The sequence below is a fragment of the Amycolatopsis sp. NPDC054798 genome (assembly GCF_053611505.1).
Map to the genome: position 1 here is coordinate 122,488 of NZ_JBSHAM010000001.1, position 18,162 is coordinate 140,649.

19 protein-coding genes are annotated in these 18,162 nt (G+C 69.0%); 10 read left to right on the top strand and 9 right to left on the bottom strand.

Going from position 1 to position 18,162, the window contains the following annotated elements; translation table 11 throughout:
- Positions 1-137 precede the first annotated feature (137 nt).
- Together ACWGIC_RS00610 and ACWGIC_RS00615 are read right to left on the bottom strand one after the other, a co-directional pair.
- On the bottom strand, positions 138-1,880 hold the full coding sequence (locus ACWGIC_RS00610; protein ID WP_452073756.1) for an ABC transporter ATP-binding protein: 1,743 nt from the start codon (positions 1,878-1,880) through the stop codon (positions 138-140).
- Positions 1,877-3,511: an ABC transporter ATP-binding protein gene (locus tag ACWGIC_RS00615; protein WP_452073757.1), complete on the bottom strand. Its 1,635-nt coding sequence runs from the start codon at positions 3,509-3,511 to the stop codon at positions 1,877-1,879. Before ACWGIC_RS00615 ends, ACWGIC_RS00610 begins: the two co-directional genes overlap by 4 nt.
- A 108-nt stretch (positions 3,512-3,619) precedes the next feature.
- On the opposite strand from ACWGIC_RS00615, the gene purL reads away from it, so the two are divergent.
- The gene (gene purL, locus ACWGIC_RS00620; RefSeq protein ID WP_452073758.1) at positions 3,620-5,926 is read left to right on the top strand and encodes a phosphoribosylformylglycinamidine synthase subunit PurL; all 2,307 of its coding nucleotides are present in this window, start codon (positions 3,620-3,622) and stop codon (positions 5,924-5,926) included.
- A gap of 56 nt (positions 5,927-5,982) precedes the next feature.
- Here the strand turns inward: purL and ACWGIC_RS00625 are convergent, their stop codons facing one another.
- The 3 genes from ACWGIC_RS00625 to ACWGIC_RS00635 form a co-directional block, all read right to left on the bottom strand.
- The gene (locus tag ACWGIC_RS00625; protein WP_452073759.1) at positions 5,983-6,924 is read right to left on the bottom strand and encodes a pentapeptide repeat-containing protein; all 942 of its coding nucleotides are present in this window, start codon (positions 6,922-6,924) and stop codon (positions 5,983-5,985) included.
- A 4-nt stretch (positions 6,925-6,928) separates the two neighbouring features.
- Positions 6,929-7,783: a hypothetical protein gene (locus ACWGIC_RS00630; RefSeq protein WP_452073760.1), complete on the bottom strand. Its 855-nt coding sequence runs from the start codon at positions 7,781-7,783 to the stop codon at positions 6,929-6,931.
- Between the two features lie 189 nt (positions 7,784-7,972).
- Complete coding sequence (locus ACWGIC_RS00635; RefSeq protein WP_452073761.1) at positions 7,973-8,863, bottom strand: lysozyme; 891 nt, start codon at positions 8,861-8,863, stop codon at positions 7,973-7,975.
- On the opposite strand from ACWGIC_RS00635, the gene ACWGIC_RS00640 reads away from it, so the two are divergent.
- Positions 8,856-8,990, top strand: a complete 135-nt coding sequence (locus ACWGIC_RS00640) for a hypothetical protein (protein WP_255443103.1) — start codon at positions 8,856-8,858, stop codon at positions 8,988-8,990. The genes ACWGIC_RS00635 and ACWGIC_RS00640 overlap by 8 nt on opposite strands.
- A 46-nt stretch (positions 8,991-9,036) precedes the next feature.
- On the opposite strand, the gene ACWGIC_RS00645 is transcribed toward ACWGIC_RS00640, so the two are convergent.
- Positions 9,037-9,828, bottom strand: coding sequence for a lysozyme (locus ACWGIC_RS00645; RefSeq protein ID WP_452073918.1), 792 nt, complete (start codon positions 9,826-9,828; stop codon positions 9,037-9,039).
- 116 nt (positions 9,829-9,944) lie between these two features.
- Entirely contained in the window at positions 9,945-10,598 is a 654-nt protein-coding gene (locus ACWGIC_RS00650) for a type VII secretion system-associated protein (protein ID WP_452073762.1), read from the bottom strand.
- 59 nt (positions 10,599-10,657) lie between these two features.
- Here ACWGIC_RS00650 and ACWGIC_RS00655 point away from each other — a divergent pair, with 59 nt between their 5' ends.
- The 4 genes from ACWGIC_RS00655 to ACWGIC_RS00670 all read left to right on the top strand — a co-directional run bounded on the left by ACWGIC_RS00655 (position 10,658) and on the right by ACWGIC_RS00670 (position 13,197).
- Positions 10,658-11,038: a sterol carrier family protein gene (locus ACWGIC_RS00655; protein ID WP_452073763.1), complete on the top strand. Its 381-nt coding sequence runs from the start codon at positions 10,658-10,660 to the stop codon at positions 11,036-11,038.
- A 168-nt stretch (positions 11,039-11,206) separates the two neighbouring features.
- The gene (locus ACWGIC_RS00660) at positions 11,207-12,085 is read left to right on the top strand and encodes a helix-turn-helix domain-containing protein (RefSeq protein WP_452073764.1); all 879 of its coding nucleotides are present in this window, start codon (positions 11,207-11,209) and stop codon (positions 12,083-12,085) included.
- A gap of 499 nt (positions 12,086-12,584) precedes the next feature.
- Positions 12,585-12,824, top strand: a complete 240-nt coding sequence (locus ACWGIC_RS00665) for a DUF397 domain-containing protein (protein WP_020664000.1) — start codon at positions 12,585-12,587, stop codon at positions 12,822-12,824.
- The gene (locus ACWGIC_RS00670) at positions 12,811-13,197 is read left to right on the top strand and encodes a hypothetical protein (protein ID WP_452073765.1); all 387 of its coding nucleotides are present in this window, start codon (positions 12,811-12,813) and stop codon (positions 13,195-13,197) included. Before ACWGIC_RS00665 ends, ACWGIC_RS00670 begins: the two co-directional genes overlap by 14 nt.
- A gap of 120 nt (positions 13,198-13,317) precedes the next feature.
- On the opposite strand, the gene ACWGIC_RS00675 is transcribed toward ACWGIC_RS00670, so the two are convergent.
- Positions 13,318-13,611 carry a DUF1330 domain-containing protein gene (locus tag ACWGIC_RS00675; RefSeq protein WP_452073766.1) on the bottom strand — a complete coding sequence of 98 codons (294 nt, stop codon included), beginning with the start codon at positions 13,609-13,611 and terminating at the stop codon, positions 13,318-13,320.
- 81 nt (positions 13,612-13,692) lie between these two features.
- On the opposite strand from ACWGIC_RS00675, the gene ACWGIC_RS00680 reads away from it, so the two are divergent.
- From ACWGIC_RS00680 to arfB, 4 genes are all read left to right on the top strand, one after another.
- Positions 13,693-14,151 carry a MarR family winged helix-turn-helix transcriptional regulator gene (locus tag ACWGIC_RS00680; protein ID WP_452073767.1) on the top strand — a complete coding sequence of 153 codons (459 nt, stop codon included), beginning with the start codon at positions 13,693-13,695 and terminating at the stop codon, positions 14,149-14,151.
- A gap of 171 nt (positions 14,152-14,322) precedes the next feature.
- Positions 14,323-15,861 (top strand): amidophosphoribosyltransferase, encoded by a 1,539-nt coding sequence (gene purF, locus ACWGIC_RS00685; protein WP_452073768.1) that lies wholly within the window; start codon positions 14,323-14,325, stop codon positions 15,859-15,861.
- A gap of 31 nt (positions 15,862-15,892) precedes the next feature.
- A complete protein-coding gene (gene purM, locus ACWGIC_RS00690; RefSeq protein ID WP_354745992.1) occupies positions 15,893-16,963 on the top strand; it encodes a phosphoribosylformylglycinamidine cyclo-ligase in 1,071 nt (356 codons plus the stop codon).
- A 33-nt stretch (positions 16,964-16,996) separates the two neighbouring features.
- On the top strand, positions 16,997-17,425 hold the full coding sequence (gene arfB, locus ACWGIC_RS00695; protein ID WP_452073769.1) for an alternative ribosome rescue aminoacyl-tRNA hydrolase ArfB: 429 nt from the start codon (positions 16,997-16,999) through the stop codon (positions 17,423-17,425).
- On the opposite strand, the gene ACWGIC_RS00700 is transcribed toward arfB, so the two are convergent.
- Entirely contained in the window at positions 17,422-18,153 is a 732-nt protein-coding gene (locus tag ACWGIC_RS00700; protein ID WP_452073770.1) for a GNAT family N-acetyltransferase, read from the bottom strand. The genes arfB and ACWGIC_RS00700 overlap by 4 nt on opposite strands.
- Positions 18,154-18,162: the final 9 nt, after the last annotated feature.

Below are 18,162 nucleotides of genomic sequence, written 5' to 3' on the forward strand. Positions count from 1 at the left end.
CCGAGGCGTGCAGGATCGCCTTTAAGCCGGTGTCTGGGTGAGCGACGCACTCGGCCCGGGGGGCCAAGCACGTCGCTCACCCAGACGCCGGCGCGATCCCGCGGCACGGTTTCGTTTGGGCGGTGAGCTGAGCGCGATCAGGTCGCCGCCTCAACCAGCCGCGAGTACGGACCGCCCGCCGCGATCAGGTCTTGGTGCGGGCCAAGCTCGGTGATCCGGCCGCCTTCGACCACCGCGACCCGGTCCGCCGCCGCGGCGGTGTGCAGCCGGTGCGCGATCGCGATCACTGTGCGGCCTTCGAGCACCGCGTTCAGCGATCGTTCCAGTTCGCGTGCCGAACCGGTGTCCAGCAGCGACGTCGCCTCGTCCAGCACCAGCGTGTGCGGGTCGGCCAGGACGACCCGGGCCAGCGCCAGCTGCTGCGCGAGACCGGCCGGAACCGCGTACGCGCCGGAGCCGAGCTTGGTGTCCAGGCCGTCGGGCAATCCGGCCGCCCACTCCGCCGCACCGGCGGACGCGAGCGCGGCCAGCAGTTCCTCGTCGGTCCAGTCCCCGCCGCCGCGCCGGGCGGGCAGCGCCAGGTTTTCCCGCAGCGTCCCGGAAAACGTGTGGTGCTCCTGCGTCAGCAGCAGAACCTCGCCGCGCAGCACGTCGTCCGCGAGCGTCGACACCTCGGTGCCGCCGACCCGGATCGACCCCGCCGTCGGCGCGGAGATCCCGGCCAGCAGCCTGCCCAGCGTCGACTTGCCCGCACCAGACGGTCCGACGATCGCCAGCCGTTCGCCGCGCGGCACGCTCAGGCTGATGCCGTGCAGCACCTCGCGATCGGAGGTGTAGCCGAACCGGACGTCGCGCACCTCGATGTCGCGCCCGCGCGGCACCTCGGTGACCTCGTTCGTCGATTCGGTCGGCTGCACGCCGATGATCCGGCGCGTCGCGGCTATCGCGACCTGCATGTCCTCCAGCCAGAACAACGCCTCGCTGAGCGGAGCGGTCATCGCCTGCGCGTACGCCAGCATCGTGGTGATCGTGCCGAGACCGGCCCAGCCCTGGCTGTAGGCGAACAGGCCGAGCAGCAGGAGCGCGGCGATCGGCAGCACGTAACTGATCTCCAGCGCCGGCAGCCAGCGCATCTGCAACGCCCGCATCCGGCGTTCCCCGAGCACCGCCTGGTCAAGCCCGTGATGCCCGGCGCGCACTCGCCGTTCGGTGAGGCTGAGCGCCTCCGCGGTGCGCGCGCCCTCCACGGTCTCGTGGGTGATCGACTGCAGGTCGCCCCAGCGGTCGAGCATCCACGCGAACGCCGTCGGGATCTTCCGCTGGTACCAGATGTTCACCGGCACCAGGATCGGAATCGCCACCAGCAGGGCCAGCGCGAGCAGCGGGGACGTCACGATCATCGCGATGGTGGTGAACAGCACCGTCACCGCGGCGATCAGGATCTCCGGCGCGGCGAACCGCACCGCGACGTCCAGCCGGTTGACGTCGCTGGTCGCGCGGCTGAGCAGATCGCCGGTGCCGGCCGCCTCGACGGTGCCGAGCGGCAGGTCGAGCGCGTTCGCGACGAACCGTTCGCGGGTCTGCGCCAGCACCCGCTCGCCGAACATCCGGCCGCGCAGCCGCGCCGCTTTCCTAGCCCACGCCTGCAGCACGAGCACCACCACGAACGCCACGGCCAGCAGGTCGACCTGCAGCGTGGGGCCGTGCTCGACCACGCCGTCCACGAGCCGGCCGAGCAGCTGCGGCCCGGCCAGCGCGATCACGGTGGCCAGGCAGAACAGCCCGAGCATCACGGAGAACTCGCGCCGGTGCTCGACCGCCACGCGTTTCGCCCACTGCCGTACCTCGCGTTTCGAGGCCAGCGGGAGCCGCGTCGTCATACCGTCACTGCCTTTCCGCTCACGACCTCATCGGCCACGTTTCTCCACAGTGGACTCTGGCTGAACACCACGGTGGTCCTTCCGGCCCGCAATTCCTTGACGCGCTGGGTGATCCGGGCCTCGGTGTGCGCGTCGACGGCCGAGGTCGGCTCGTCGAGCAGCAGCACGTCGGAGTCGATCGCCAGCGCGCGGGCCAAGCTCAGCCGCTGCCGCTGCCCGCCGGACACCTCACGCCCGCGCTCGCCGATCAGCTCGTCCACGCCGCGCGGCAGGGCCTCGATGATGTCGTCGGCGTCCGCCGCGTTCAGCGCCGCGAAAATGTCGACCTCGCGCGGGTACTCCGGGGTCAGCTGATCCCGCAGGATTCCGGAGAACCACAGGTCCTGGTTGTGTGCGTACACCACCCGGCGACGCAGCTCGGCGAGCGCGACGCGATCCGCGGGCACCCCGCCGACCAGCACCTGCTCGCCTTCGTCGGCGTCGGCGAACCGGCTCATCCGCGCGGCGATCGCCTCCGCCTCGGCACCGAGATCGACCACGGTCAGCTTGCCCGGCGCGATCCGGATGCCGCTGGCGGTGTCCACCAGTTCCAGCGGGCCGCCCGGCAGCGGCCGCGGCGACACCGGGTCGGCGAACTTCGGCCGCAAAGCCAGCAGCCCGCACACCTTGCGCGCCGCGACCAGCCCCGAGCTGAGCGAGCTGACCTGTTCGGTGGCCGTGGTGACCGGAACCACCAGGAACGCCGAAAGCCCGTAGAACGCCACCAGTTCGCCGACGCTGATCGTGCCGTCGAGCGCGAGCCGCGCGCCCAGCCAGGTGATCGCCACCGTGACCAGCCCGGGCAGCAGCACCTCCGCGCCGGCGAGCCAGGATTCGCTGCGCCCGACCTCGACCCCGGAGTGCCGCACCAGCTGGCTGGCGTCGCGGAACCGGCGCAGGAACCGTCGTTCGCCGCCGACGCCGCGCAGGATCCGCAGCCCGGACACGATGTCCGCGCCCAGTGCGTTCACCTCGCTCAGGTTCTCCCGCTGCGCGGTTTTCCGCTTCTGCAGCGGCGCGAGCAGCGGTCCGATTCCGAGCACCGCGAGCGGGACGCCGACCAGTGCGATCGTGCCCAGCACCGGAGACGTGCCGAGCATCGCGATGCCGATCACCACGAACGCCACGATCGAACCGAACGTGCGACCGACGACCTCGAACGCGTTGCCCACCCAGTTCATGTCCGACGACGTGACCGCGACGACGTTGCCCGTGCTGGTCGCGTCGCGCAGGGACGCGCCGAGCCGGGTGGTGTGGTCGGTGACCAGGCGTTGCGTGGAGCCCGCGCCGTGGATCCACAGGCCGAACGAGGCGAAGTGCAGCCCGGTGCCGAGCAGCGCCTGTGTCACGCCGAGCACCGCCGCGAGCAGCGCCCAGCGCCAGAGCGCGGACGAGTCACCGGCCGCGATCGCGCCGACGCCCCGGCCGATCACCAGCGGCAGGAGGGCGCTCGGCAGCGACCAGCCGGCCCCGGTGACGATCGCGGCGAGGACGAGGCCCGGCCGCGCGCGCAGGACCGCCAGCAGGTACCGAAGCGGCGTCGGACGTTCCGGCAGGCGGATGTCGGGAAAGCGGTACGTGGCGGAAAGCACGATCACTGACGCTAAGCCGCCGGGACTGTCCGGCGCGACTGATTTATCCCCGCGCGACCAGCGTGGGCGGCTGCGGGTGTGACGTGGTCGACACGTAGTCTTGAGGTCGTGGCGAACCCTGACACGGACACCGTGACCAGCACAGTTGACACCACCGCAGTGGCCGCGGCGACCCCGGAAACGAGCCAGCCGTACGTCGAACTCGGCCTCGCCGACGACGAGTACGCGCGGATCCGGGAAATCCTCGGTCGCCGGCCCACCGACGCCGAGCTCGCGATGTACTCGGTGATGTGGAGCGAGCACTGCTCCTACAAATCCTCGAAGAAGCATCTGCGCTACTTCGGCGAAACCGCCACCGACGAGATGAAGGCCAAGATGCTGGCCGGCATCGGCGAGAACGCGGGCGTCGTCGACATCGGCGACGGCTGGGCGGTCACCTTCAAGGTGGAAAGCCACAACCATCCGTCCTATGTGGAGCCCTACCAGGGCGCGGCCACCGGCGTCGGCGGCATCGTGCGCGACATCATGGCGATGGGCGCGCGCCCGCTCGCGGTGCAGGACGCGCTGCGCTTCGGCCCGGCCGACGCGCCGGACACCAAGCGCGTGCTGCCCGGCGTGGTCGCGGGCGTCGGCGGCTACGGCAACTGCCTCGGCCTGCCGAACATCGGCGGCGAGCTGGTCTTCGACCCCTCCTACGCGGGCAACCCGCTGGTCAACGCGCTGTGCGTCGGCGCGATGCGCACCGAGGACCTGCACCTGGCGTTCGCGTCCGGCTCCGGCAACAAGATCATCCTGTTCGGCGCGCGCACCGGCCTCGACGGCATCGGCGGCGTGTCCGTGCTCGCCAGCGACACCTTCTCCGGCGACGAATCCGCGTCCGGACGGCGGAAGCTGCCCAGCGTGCAGGTCGGCGACCCGTTCACCGAGAAGGTGCTCATCGAGTGCTGTCTCGACCTGTTCAAGGAGAACCTGGTCGTCGGCATCCAGGACCTCGGCGGGGCCGGGCTGTCCTGCGCGACGTCCGAACTGGCCGCGGCCGGTGACGGCGGCATGCACATCTACCTCGACCGGGTTCCGTTGCGCGCCACCGGAATGACGCCCGCCGAGGTGCTCTCCAGCGAATCGCAGGAGCGCATGTGCGCGGTCGTCGCGCCGGAGAACGTCGAGGCGTTCATGGCGGTCTGCGCCAAGTGGGACGTCATCGCCACCGACATCGGCGAGGTCACCGACGGCGAGCACCTCGTGATCACCTGGAACGACGAGATCGTGGTCGACGTGCCCGCGCACACCGTCGCGCACCAGGGCCCGGTGTACGACCGCCCGATCGAGCGCCCCGCGTTCCAGGACGGCCTGATCGCCGACACCTCCGCGAAACTGCCCCGGCCGTCGACGCCGGAGGAACTGCGCGCGGACTTCCTGAAGCTCATCGCGTCGCCGAACCAGGCGTCGAAGGAATGGGTGACCGCGCAGTACGACCGCTACGTGCGCGGCAATTCCGTGCTGTCCCAGCCGTCCGATTCGGGCATGATCCGGATCGACGAGGAGAGCAACCGCGGCGTCTCGGTGGCCACCGACTGCAACGCGAAGTTCGTCTACCTCGACCCGTACCGCGGCGCGCAGCTCGCGCTGGCTGAGGCGTACCGGAACGTCGCCACCGGCGGCGCGACCCCGGTCGCGGTGTCCGACTGCCTCAACTTCGGCGCCCCGACCGACCCCGGCGTGATGTGGCAGTTCGAGCAGGCCGTGCACGGTCTCGCCGACGCGTGCGTCGAGCTGGGCATCCCGGTCACCGGCGGCAACGTCAGCTTCTTCAACCAGACCGGCGACACGGCGATCCTGCCGACCCCCGTGGTCGCCGTGCTCGGCGTGATCGACGACGTCACCCGCCGCATCCCGACCGGCATCGGCGCGGAAGCGGGCGAAACGCTGCTGCTGCTCGGCGAGACCCACGACGAACTGGACGGTTCGGCCTGGGCCCGCGAGCTGCACGGCCACCTCGGCGGCGTCCCGCCCCGCGTGGACCTGGCCCGCGAGAAGCTGCTGGCCGACGTCCTGGTGGCCGGTTCGCGCGACGGCATGATCTCCGCCGCGCACGACCTCGCCGACGGCGGTCTCGCCCAGGCGCTCACCGAAACTGTCCTTATTGGACAGTGTGGGGCCCGGGTGTTCCTCGACCGCGACCAGGACCCGTTCGTGCAGCTGTTCTCCGAGTCGTCGGGCCGCGTGCTGGTGGCTGTCCCGCGCACGGAGGAGCTGCGGTTCACCGAGATGTGCACCGCGCGCGGCCTGCCGTGGCGCAAGACCGGTGTTGTCGACCCGGATTCCGGCACGCTTGAGATCCAGGACGTCACGGAGTTCTCTCTTGAGGAGCTGCGCGAGACCTGGGAGAAGACGCTTCCGGCGCTCTTTGACTGAGCCCTCGTGAGTGCCTGTCCCGGTTCTAACCGGGACAGGCACTCACGAGGCGCTGCTCAGCTCGGTACCGCGACCTTGCGGTCGTTCTGCGGTTCCAGCTTCCAGCCGTCCGGCAGCGATGCCTCCACCGGACCGGAAAAAGCCGCTCCGTCGAACAGCACTTCCTTCGCGAACGTCGCGCCCTTGAACGTGGTCGGACCGGCGAACGTAGTGTTGGAGAAGTTCGCCCGCTCCGAGAACTCGGTGCCGGAAAACCAAGCCCGGCTGAGAAAAGTCGTGTTGCGGCAACGGAAAACGCCCCCCAGCCGACCGGGTCCGGTGCCCGCGGCGGTGAAATAAGCCTGCCCGGTGAAGACACAGCCACTGAGGTTCGTGCTGCTGTACAGCGAAGCGTGCCGCAGCAGCAGGCCGCCGATCCGGCGGTGGGAAAGGTCGAAATACTCCAGTACCGCGCCGGTCAGATCGAGGTCCGGACCGGGTCCGTCCACATCGGACGGTGGCAGCAGATCCCGGACCAGCCGCTGCGCGGTGAGCCGCACCTGAAGCTCGCGCTCCTCTTCGGGCGTGGCACCGTCCTCGGAATCGCTGTAGCGGCCGTGCGTGAACGGCCGCCGCAGATAAGAACACAGCACGTCCAGCACGGTCTGCCGATACTCCGGCCGCGTGCGCGCCAGCCCGGCCAGCGCGTGCAACGCCCCCACGCGCACCTGATCGGCTTCGTGCCCTAGCAATTCCACCGATTTCGCGAACCGCTCGTCGGAGATCCGCTCGCGGTCGACGTCGTGCCGCTGCTGTTCGATCACCTGCCGCGCTTCCTCGACGCGGCGACGGCGATCGTTGAGCCACAACGCATACAGCGCCACGACCGCGCCGCCGGCGAGACCAGCGGTCTTCAACGCTTCACTGCGGCTCGTCGCGGGGTCGGTGAGCAGCCAGCCACCGACCCCGCACAGCAGCACCACGGACGCGATCAACGTCCACAGCAGCGGCGAGCGCACTGGGTCAGAACGCCAGGATCAGGTACAGCCCCACGCAGTAACCGCCGCCGCGGTTCATGATGACCATCGTGCCGCTGGCGTCCTTGCCCGACAGCTTGCCGCTGAGCCGGGCGCTCGTCGTAGCGCTGCCCTCGGTGACCTTGCCCAGGGTGAGCTGCGGGTCGCCGCTGGTCGTCTCGTCGATGCTGCGCTTCGACATACTCTCGGTGCCCTGGCAGGCCATCGCGGTCGCACCGGCCGCGTCCTTGGCGTTGAGCTTGGCGAGGAAGTCGTTGATGACCTGCCGCGCCTCGCCGGAGCCGGACCCGCCGGAGTCGGGCTCGCTCGAATCCGTGGTCGGCGAGGACGAATCGCTCGGCAGCGGAGCCTCCGAGGACTGGGACGGAGCCGGGGCCGGCGGCTGTGCCTGCGAGCTGCCCTTGTCGTCCTTGCTCAGGAAGAACCCCGGCGCGACGAACCCGGTGATGCCCAGCGCGACCACCACGACGACCGCGACGGCGATGCCGATCCACAGCCCGGTCTTGTTGTTCTTCGGCGGCTCTCCGCCCGGCCCGCCCGGGTATTGCCCCTGGTCCCAGCCCTGCTGCGGGAACTGCTGGGTGCCGGGGTAGGGCTGCTGCTGGTACCCCGGGTACTGCTGCTGCTGAGCGTTCGGGTCCCAGCCCTGCTGCGGCTGCTGCTGGGCGTTCGGATCCCACGCGGGCTGCTGCTGGTGCTGGGCGTTCGGGTCCCAGCCTTGCTGCTGCTGGGCCTGGTTGGGGTCCCACCCCGGCTGCTGCGGCACCCCGCCCGAGCCGGGCTGCTGCCAGCCCTGGCCGTAGGGGTCCCCGCCCTGTCCGGGCTGCGGTGGGTAAGTCATGTCCGGTTCCGCCTTCCTGCTGCACCGACTCGCGCCGCGGTCTGACGCCCCGCCGGCCCAGGCGGTTCCGTCTCCGCCCCAGGTCTGCATTGTGCAAGGCGGACAGGGCACGCACAAAAGCGGCTCCCGGCCGCCCCGCCCGGCAGGAGGCGGGGTGAACCGGGAGCCGCGTCTGTGCGCGCCGTCAGGTCAGCCCTTGGAGAGTGCCTGCAGCCGGTCGTAGGCGCCGTTGAACGTGTCCAGGTCGAGCGGGCTCGAGGTGTACTGCCACACGGTGTAGTAGCCCCAGTTGTACGGAAGCGTTCCCGCCGAGGACGCGTACCGCGCGACCCACAGCGGCGCGGTGCTGGAGAAATCGCCGCTGACGCACTGGCTCCACCAGCTCGTCGACGTGTAGATCACCGGCCAGCGGCCCGTTTTCGCGTGATAGGTGTCGTGGAAGTCCTTGATCCACGACGTCATCGCCGCTTTGCTCAGTCCGTAACAGGTCGCGCCGTAGGGGTTGTATTCCATGTCGAGTGCGCCCGGAAGCGTCTTGCCGTCGGCCGACCAGCCGCCGCCGTGCGAGACGAAGTAAGTCGCCTGTGCCGCGCCGCTGGAGGTGTTCGGGGTGGCGAAGTGGTAGGCGCCGCGGATGAAGCCCTGGTTGTAGGAACCGTTGTACTGCTGGGCGAAGTACGGGTTCGTGTAGCTCGTGCTCTCGGTGGCCTTGGTCCAGACGAATCGCTTGCCCTGGCCCCACCAGTAGCCCCAGTCGACGTTGCCCTGATAGCCGGCGACGTCCATGCCGGCGACGGCTGCCGCCACCTGGTTCGGCAGCGCGGCCGCGGGTTGCGGCTGCTGCGCGGCGGCTTTCGTCTCGGGGGTGGACTGATCCCCCTCGACGCGCCGGATTTGCGACCCCATGGCGTGGTTGTTCGCCTGGATGTCGGCGTTGACGGCGTTGATCTCCCGCGTCGAAAGCGGGGAAGCCGCCGGTGCGGCCGTCGCCTCTGCTGACGCGCCGAGCAGGAGCGCGACAACCGGGACGGTCAGAGCGGACAGCAGCGCGGTACGCCGTCCTCTTCGGGAAGTGGACATCGTCGATCCCTTCACAGATACCCTCGCGGAGGGCGGCTATGTGCAGGTAGCCGCCACGGGGGAGATTCTTGAGGACGAATCGTCGTTTGTCATCAAGTTCCGTGAAGATGAATGGGCAAGTGGGTGATTTTCATCGGGTGGTGATGACTAATTCGTGACCTCGTCACGAATGTTCACCCGAATGCCAGATTGCGCAACGCTGCCTTGGTTCCGTTGAGCCAGTTCTGGTCTCCCGGCAGGGTCCCGCTGTTCGAGAACTGCCAGATGGCGTGCTGTCCCCAGCCCGCGGGCAGTTCGCCGATGAACGAGTTGTAGCGCGCGATCCAGAGCGGATTCCCTCCGAAAGAAGGGTTGTTTCCGGTGCAGCGTTTCCACCAGCTAGTCGATGTATAGATCGTCGGCAGCCGTCCGGTGCGGACTCGATAGGCGTCGGAGAAGGCGCGGATCCACGCGACCATCCCGTTCGCGTCCTTGCCGTAACACGTTTCGCCGTAGGGGTTGTATTCCATGTCGAGTGCGCCCGGAAGCGTCTTGCCGTCGGCCGACCAGCCGCCGCCGTGCGCGAGGAAGTAGCCGGCCTGCGCGGCCCCGTCGGACACGTCCGGGCGGGCGAAGTGATAGGCCCCGCGGACGATCCCGGCTTGATAGGAACCGTTGTACTGCTGGGCGAACTGCCCGCTGACGAACCCGGTTCCCTCGGTCGCCTTCACGTACACGAACTTCGCGCCGGCCCCCGCCGCGGCCGGCCAGTCGACCGGTCCTTGGTGGCCGCTGACGTCGTGTCCGAGGTACTGGTCTTGCGCCGTGTACGAGATGTTCGGCGACCCCAGCACGCCTTCGTGCTTCGCGATTTGCGAACCGGCGTAGTTGTCCGCGGCGCCCGCGTAGCTCGGCGCCGCGCTCGCCGTTTCGCACAGCGAGGTGCCGGTGATCCCGGCGAAGAGAACCGCGCTCCAGCGCAGCAGCAGATGACGCTTCACCCAGGACTCCTCACCGGACGCGTGTACTCCTACCGCGTCACGATGCCCGGGTGAGGGGATTTCGGCGAATCATGATCACTCGGCAGAGTGGTCTGCCCAGGTCAGCGTCGCTCTTCGGCCAGCGCCTTCATCAGCTGCTCGGCCGGTACGACCGCGGTGATCAGGTCGTGCGGGTTGATCGCGAGCGGATGTCCGGCGAGCAGCCCGACGATGTCGCGGCCGAGCACCGCGCGGGCGTGCGGCCATTCGCGCGGCACCAGCGACTTCGACGTGTACGCCGGGACCATGACCCGGCCGTCGGCGTTGTGGAAGCCGATGACCGTGCGCTGCACCGGGGAAAGGGCGTAAACCAGCAGCGTCGAATCGAGGATGACGCGCGGCAGGTCTTCGGCGGGCCGGTGGTCGGTGCGGACCATCTGCAGGAGCCGCTCGAGTTCGTTGCGCGGTTCGGGAAAACCGAGTGCCTTCGGCGAGGGCCGGTACCGGTCGTTGGGGTGGAAGTCCTCGACGACCTCTCCCGTTCCGTTGACCGGATACGCGCCGACGACCGCCCACGACGGCACCGGGCCGCGAGCGTCGAAGGCCTCGTCGATGACATACAGCCAGCTGTTCGGGTTCGTCCGCGCGTTGGCCCGCATCTCGGGAGTGATCTCGGGTTTTCCTTGCGGCCCGCGGCGGGGGTACGCGTTCCGGCGCGCGCGTTTGCCCGCCGGGGTCCGGGAAACCATCCGATCTGCCTCGTCCCGCTGCGCCATCGCCGTCCCTCGGTGCCGGGTGCCTGAAAGTCCGTCCGCGGCCACTCTACTGTTGTCGCATGGCCTCTTCGCGTTCGGTCGATCCCGCTCAGTTACGGGCTGCGGTGCTGGCCGTTTCGGACTGGTTGCGTGGTGACGGACCGGATCCGGCCCGCCCTGAACTGGCCGCCGCGGTGCGCGCGACGCTGCGGACCCTCGCCCAGGACGCACCCGGCCACACCGTCGAGGTCCGGGTTCCGCCGTACGCCGCGGTGCAATGCATCGAGGGCCCGCGGCACACCCGCGGCACCCCGCCGAACGTCGTCGAGACCGATCCGCGGACCTGGCTCGAACTCGCCACCGGCGTCCTGGACTGGGACGACGCGGTCAGCACGGCCCGGGTGTCCGCCTCGGGCAGCCGCGCGGATCTTTCCCACTGGCTGCCGGTTGTGCGGATCTGATTTTCCCGGGCAATTGTTCGCTCAGGTGTGTCATCTGAGGCACACACTCCGTAGAATCCCCTGAACTGAGGCTCGTGCCGCGCTGTCCGGGGCAGTGCCTTGCGTGTACTTTGGGTAGTCGGATTTCGATTCCCACGACGAACGAGCGGCGATGGAAGGGCCCTGGTCATGAACGCGGTGAGCGTGTCCGCCGGCGAGCAGAGCCTCGGCCCGACAGCACGCCGGATGATCCTCGGTTCGCAGCTTCGCCGGTTGCGCGAGGAAGCCGGGATCACGCGTCAGCAGGCCGGCTACAACATCCGCGGTTCGGAATCCAAGATCTCCCGGCTGGAACTCGGCCGCGTCGGCTTCAAGGAACGCGACGTCGCCGACCTGCTCACCATGTACGGCGTTTCCGACGAGGACGAGCGCAAAGCGTTCCTCGACATGGTCAAGCAGTCGAACGAAGCGGGCTGGTGGCGCAAGTTCGGGGAGACGGTGCCCGGATGGTTCACCGACCTCGTCGGACTTGAGGAAGCGGCGTCGCGGATCCAGATCTGGGAGCCGCTGTTCGTGTCGGGCCTGCTGCAGATCGAGCCCTACGCGCGAGCGATCTTCAGCCACGGCCGCCCGGAAATGGCCGACGAACGCGTGGACCAGCTGGTCGCCCTGCGCATGCGGCGGCAGAAGATGCTGGCCCGCCCGGACGCGCCGCGGATCTGGGCGGTGCTCGACGAATCGGTGCTGTACCGGCCGATCGGCGGCCCGAAGGTGTTCCGGCAGCAGCTGGAGTACCTGCTCGAGGTCACCACGTTGCCGCACGTGTCGGTGCAGATCCTGCCGTACTGCCGCAGCGGTTTGTCGGCCGAGCACGCCTTCTCGCTGCTGCGGTTCGCCGAGGCGGAGCTGCCGAACATCGTCTACGTCGAGTACCTGACCGGCGCGCACTACCTGGACAAGCGGGACGAGATCGAGAAGTACGGCCGAGCGCTGGACCTGCTGGCCGTCGACGCGGAGACCCCGGAACGCAGCCGGGCCCGCATCGCCAAGCGCAAGGCCGAGATCTAAGCGCGGCCTCTCGCCGCTTCCGTTCTACGCCGCGCTCGAAGCGTCCCCGGTGAAATTCTCCCGGCCGAGAATTCCTGCCCAGCCAACCGGGCGTCGAGTAGCCGAATAGAGAACGCCCGCTCCCTTACCTATCACCGAGCGTGCATAAGTCCGGAGACTCACTTACACCGACTCGGTTCAGTGCTTACCTGCCGCCGCGTTCGGCCATCACGGTGAGTGTTCATCATTCACCCGCTGCACCCGGTGGCGGCGAGTTGCACACGCGCTGCGTTAACAGGCTGCCAATATCGTGACTCAAGGTAATATTTAGCCCGTTCAGGTAGTGCTCGAATCACCTATCTGGGAACTTCTGCTGAATCCGGTCGTCACGCAGTGAGAAATTTGCGGAAAATTCTGCACGTGCATTTACCGCTGCATGCGCGCGTGCTAGCGTCGAAGTCACGGGCAGATGCACATGCAGATTCCTGAGCTTTTCATCGTCCTTCTGGAAGGTGGCATCATGGCTGAACGGTTCGAGAACGGTATTCCGGCCGACCGTCTGACCGGAGCGCAGTGGCGCAAGGCGAGCTACAGCGGCGCCGTGGGCAACTGCGTCGAAGTGGCCCCGCTGACCTCGGGCGAGATCGCGATGCGGAACTCCCGTTTCCCGGAGGGTCCCGCGCTCGTCTACACGCGGGCGGAGATGGCTGCCTTCCTCGCCGGTGCGAAGGACGGCGAATTCGACGATGTGCTCGGCTGAGGCATCCGTCGTCGACTCCGTCTCCGACATCGAGCAGGGCCTGCAGGAACTGATCGCTCGCGGCTACCAGTTCGTCCACCCGACGGACGGAAGCGGCGAAGTGCAGGCTGTGGTCGGAGTGCGGGTCCACGACAACGTAGTAGACGTCGTCCGGCTCAACGCCGAGGACGACGCGGAGGCAACCCGCCTCCCTGGCAGCGAGCAGAACATTTTCGCGCCCACGGCCACGTTGTGGCGTTCGCGCGGCGAGGCAGGCCGGGTGCTGGGCGAGGTGCTCGCCCTTCCCGAGCGGCAACCGGCCGTCGCCGCATCCGCGAACGGCTGCTGGGTTCCCGGCCGCGGCGGCCGCTCGAAGTGGCTCGTCGCTCGCTGATCCACTCCTCTCGCACTGTCCCCACCGGTGCCCCTGATTTCAGGCTCCGTACGAAGTGGCCCAATCCACTTCGTGCGGGGCCTGGCTCATTTCTGCCCCGTGTCTGGCTGAGCCTCTCGGTCAGGCGAGGCCTTCGACGATGCGGAAGTCGCGCTCGACGCCGTCGGAGAGAGCCGCCAGCGCCTCCTGGTAGGCCTCGCTCTCGTAAGCCGCGACGGCCTGTTCGAAGCTGTCGAACTCGATCAGGATGACGCGCTCGGTGATTCCGGCTTCATGGGCGACGACTCGGCCGTCACGCGACAGGAGCCGCCCGCCCCCGGCGCGGACGGCCGGACCGGCCAGCTTGTTGTAGGCAGCCAGTTTCTCGGGGTCGGAAATGTTGCGGTAGACGCTGGCCCAGTAGCCCTTGGTCACGGAAACCTCCTGTGCTCGGCCGGATCCGTCCGGCCTTTCGAGATGTATAAAGCTTTTATATAAGTACTCTATGCTTCTTGCATGAGTCGTCAAGACGCCCCTCGCGACGCCTCCGCCGCGGTCGGGTCGGCCCTCTACGAGCTGGCCACCAGGGCCGCGAGACGCCTTCCGCGCGATCTCAGCATCACGTCCGCCTCCACTCTGGCCACCCTGCACAGATCCGGCCCGCGACGCATCACCGAGCTGGCCGTGCTCGAGGGTGTCACCCAGCCCGCGATGACCGTCTTGGTCCGGGCGATGGAGGAGTCCGGACTGGTCGAGCGGAGGGGCGACGCGTCCGACAAGCGGGTCACGCTGGTGCGGCTGACCGAAGCCGGGGCTTCGTACGTTGAGACGCGGCGCCAGGCGGGCATCGACGCGTACGCGCGGCTGATCGACGAACTCGCCGACGCCGAGGTCGAGGCCCTGAGGGCGGCGCTTCCGGCGCTGGCGCATCTGGCAGAACTGGAAAGCCAGCACCGGGAAGGGCCGAAGCGGTGACGGAGCGCATCCAAGCACTCGCTCCACCATTAAGACCCCTGCTCCAAATCAAGAGCACCGATCCGGAAACCCTCCCCCGTAGTGGTCAGAACCACCCCGCAGCCCGCTTCCCCGCCCCCTCCACCCCTTACACTTGAACCGGCCCGCCCACGTCTTCCTGGGAGCTTCCCGGTGGTTTCCGACCCCTCCGCCAGTCCTGCTCGACCCGAAGATCAACCCGAACCGGAACCCCGTGAGGAGTGCGGCGTCTTCGGCGTCTGGGCTCCCGGGGAAGAAGTCGCCAAGCTCACCTATTACGGCCTTTACGCCCTGCAGCATCGCGGGCAGGAGGCAGCGGGCATCTCCGTTTCGGACGGCTCGCAGATCGTCGTCTTCAAGGATCTCGGGCTCGTCAGCCAGGTCTTCGACGAGCAGGTTCTGCAGTCCCTGCAAGGGCACATCGCCGTGGGGCACTGCCGGTACTCCACGACCGGAGCCACGATCTGGGAGAACGCCCAGCCGATCTTCCGCACCACGGACACCGGCAGCGGCCTGTCCTTCGCGCACAACGGCAACCTGGTCAACACCGCCGAACTGCGCGATCGCACCGTCGCCGCGGGGCTGAAGCCGCACGCCGGGCTCACCGGGTCCTCCAGCGACTCCGACCTGGTCTGCGGACTGCTCGCCGCGAACGCCGCGGACAAGGGCATCGAGGCCGCCGCGCTGGACCTGCTGCCGACGCTCAAGGGCGCGTTCTGCCTGGTCTTCGCCGACGAGAACACCCTGTACGCGGCCCGCGATCCGCACGGCGTGCACCCGCTGGTGCTCGGCCGGCTGGAGCGCGGCTGGGTCGTGGCGAGCGAGACCGCCGCGCTCGACATCTGCGGCGCGTCGTTCGTGCGCGAGGTCGAGCCGGGCGAGCTGATCGCCATAGACGCTGAGGGGCTGCGTTCGTCGCGGTTCGCGAACCCGGAGCCCAAGGGCTGCGTCTTCGAGTACGTCTACCTCGCCCGTCCGGACACGTCGATCGCCGGCCGCAGCGTGCACGCGACGCGCGTCGAGATCGGCCGCAAGCTGGCCGTCGAGCACCCGGTCGAAGCCGACCTCGTGATGCCCGTTCCGGAGTCCGGCACCCCGGCCGCGATCGGCTACGCGCAGGGCTCGGGCCTGCCCTACGGCACCGGCCTGGTCAAGAACGCCTACGTCGGGCGCACGTTCATCCAGCCGTCGCAGACCATCCGGCAGCTGGGCATCCGGCTGAAGCTGAACCCGCTGCGCGACGTCATCCGCGGCAAGCGGCTGGTGGTGGTGGACGATTCGATCGTCCGCGGCAACACCCAGCGCGCGCTCGTGCGGATGCTGCGCGAGGCCGGTGCGCTCGAGGTGCACGTGCGGATCGCGTCGCCGCCGGTGCGGTGGCCGTGCTTCTACGGCATCGACTTCGCCTCGCGGGCCGAACTCGTCGCCAACGGCGTCGACCTCGACGGGATCCGCCGTTCGATCGGGGCCGATTCGCTCGGCTACATTTCGCTGGACGGCCTGGTCGCGGCGTCCGAGCAGCCGAAGTCGCGGCTGTGCACGGCCTGCTTCTCCGGCGAGTACCCGATTCCGCTGCCCGAGGACGCGCTCATCGGCAAGCACCTGCTCGAAAGCATGGACGCCGCAGGTGGCGCGGCGACTCCGGTCAGCGCCGCCGGGTACGGTGCCGAAGACGCCGTCCGGCGTCCGTGAACCAAGCATGTCCAGTAGGGAGTCCGCTTCCGTGAGCGAGTCCACGAGCGCCACGTACGCAGCCGCCGGGGTCAGCATCGACGCCGGTGACCAGGCCGTCGAGCTGCTCAAGCCACACGCCGAGCGGGCCACCAGGCCCGAGGTGCGCGGCGGGGTCGGCGGTTTCGCCGGGCTTTTCTCCCTCAAGCTCGACAAGTGGAAAGAGCCGATCCTCGCGTCGTCGACCGACGGCGTCGGCACCAAGATCGCGGTCGCGCAGGCGCTCGACAAGCACGACACCGTCGGCATCGACCTGGTCGCGATGGTGGTCGACGACCTCGTCGTCACCGGGGCCGAGCCGCTGTTCCTGCAGGACTACATCGCGGTCGGCAAGGTCGTGCCGGAGAAGATCGCGGCGCTGGTCGGCGGCATCGCCGAGGGCTGTGTCCAGGCGGGCTGCGCGCTGCTCGGCGGCGAGACGGCCGAGCACCCCGGCCTGATGGGCGAGCACGACTACGACCTGTCGGCCACCGGCGTCGGCGCGGTCGAGGCGTCCGCGCTGCTGTCGCCGGAGAAGGTCCGCCCCGGCGACGTCGTGATCGCCATGGGCTCGTCCGGGCTGCACTCCAACGGCTACTCGCTGGCCCGGCACGTGCTGCTGGACATCGCGCGGATGCCGCTGGACGGGCACGTCGAGGAGTTCGGCCGCACCCTCGGCGAGGAACTGCTCGAACCCACCAAGATCTACGCGAAGGACTGCCTCGCGCTGGTCGCCGAGACCGAGGTGCGCACGTTCGCGCACATCACCGGCGGCGGTCTCGAAGCGAACCTCGCCCGCGTGATGCCTCGCGGTCTCGTCGCCAAGCTCGAACGCGGCACGTGGACGCCGGCTTCGGTGTTCGCGCTGATCGGGCAGCGCGGCAAGGTCGAGCGCGCGGAGCTGGAGAAGACGTTCAACATGGGCGTCGGCATGGTCGCGATCGTGTCCGCCGAGGACGTCGACCGGGCGCTGGCGGTGCTCACCGCGCGGCACGTGCCCGCGTGGATCCTCGGCGACGTCCAGCCCGCCGAGGACCCGGACGGTCCGCGCGCGGTGCTGTCCGGCGACCACCCGCGGTTCTGAAAGCCGCTTGCCAGGTCTTGAGACACTGAGGACATGGCGGAGGACGTACGCGTTGGCACCCGGTTCGTGATCCCGGGTGCCGAACTGCGAGAGCGGTTCTCCCGGTCCTCGGGACCGGGCGGACAAGGCGTGAACACGACGGACTCGCGCGTCGAGCTGTCGTTCGACGTCGCGGGCTCCGCCGTGATCCCGCCCGCGCTGAAGGAACGCATCACGACCCGGCTGGGCACGCGCCTGGTCGACGGCGTGCTGACCATCGCGGCCAGCGAATACCGCTCCCAGCTGATGAACCGCGACGCGGCGCGGGAGCGGTTGGCGGAGGTGTTGACGAAAGCTTCCGCGCCGCCGCCTGCCAAGCGGCGTCCCACCAAGCCTTCGCGGGGCTCGAAGGAACGCCGGTTGGCGGCGAAGAAGCGTCGTAGCGACGTCAAGCGTGGTCGCGGCGGCCGGTACGACGATTAGTTCAGCGACAGGTGCACGCATTCGCCGGCGGTGCGGTACCCGGCGCGGCGGTAGACCGTCCCGATGCCCACGTCGCCCGGCGTAAGGAATGCTGTCCGCGCACCGAGGTCGTGGGCAAGGCGCGTCAGGCGCGCAGTGATGGCCGCAGCGATGCCTTGGCCGCGGTACTCGGCGGCCACTGCGATGCCGACGATTTCCGTCGCGCCGGAAACGATGTCCAGCGCGATTCCGCCGCCCACAATGGTTTCTTCGTGTTCGGCTAGGACAGTCAGGTAGTGGCGGTTGCGTTCGACATCGGCGTCCGACACCTCCGGCGGCTCTCCGAACGCGACGTTCTGCACGGACCGCAAACGGCGGAATTCGTCGTCGGACGACGGCGCGCGCAGCTGAATGTGTTCCGGTACAACGCAATCGACACGGTCTTCGGCGGTGCAGGTCATCACCGGCACGCGTCGTTCCAGCGTGAACCCCTCGGTGACGAGAGCTGCCTCGACCTCGGGGGCGGCCTCGGTGAAGAACTCCAGCCGGGGCAGGAGATTTCGTTGCTGGTAAGCGGAAATCAGAAGAGCGATCTCGGCGGGCGAGGGCTTCGCGCCGTCGTCGGGGATGGCGTAGTTCGCCATCGGATGCGAGCTGTCCCGGGCGAAAGTCGCCAGGAACGGGCCGATCCGTTCGGTATCGCGGCCGATCGGTGCGGTGGCGCGGACGTAGGCCTGAAGGGCGGACATCTCTGGTGG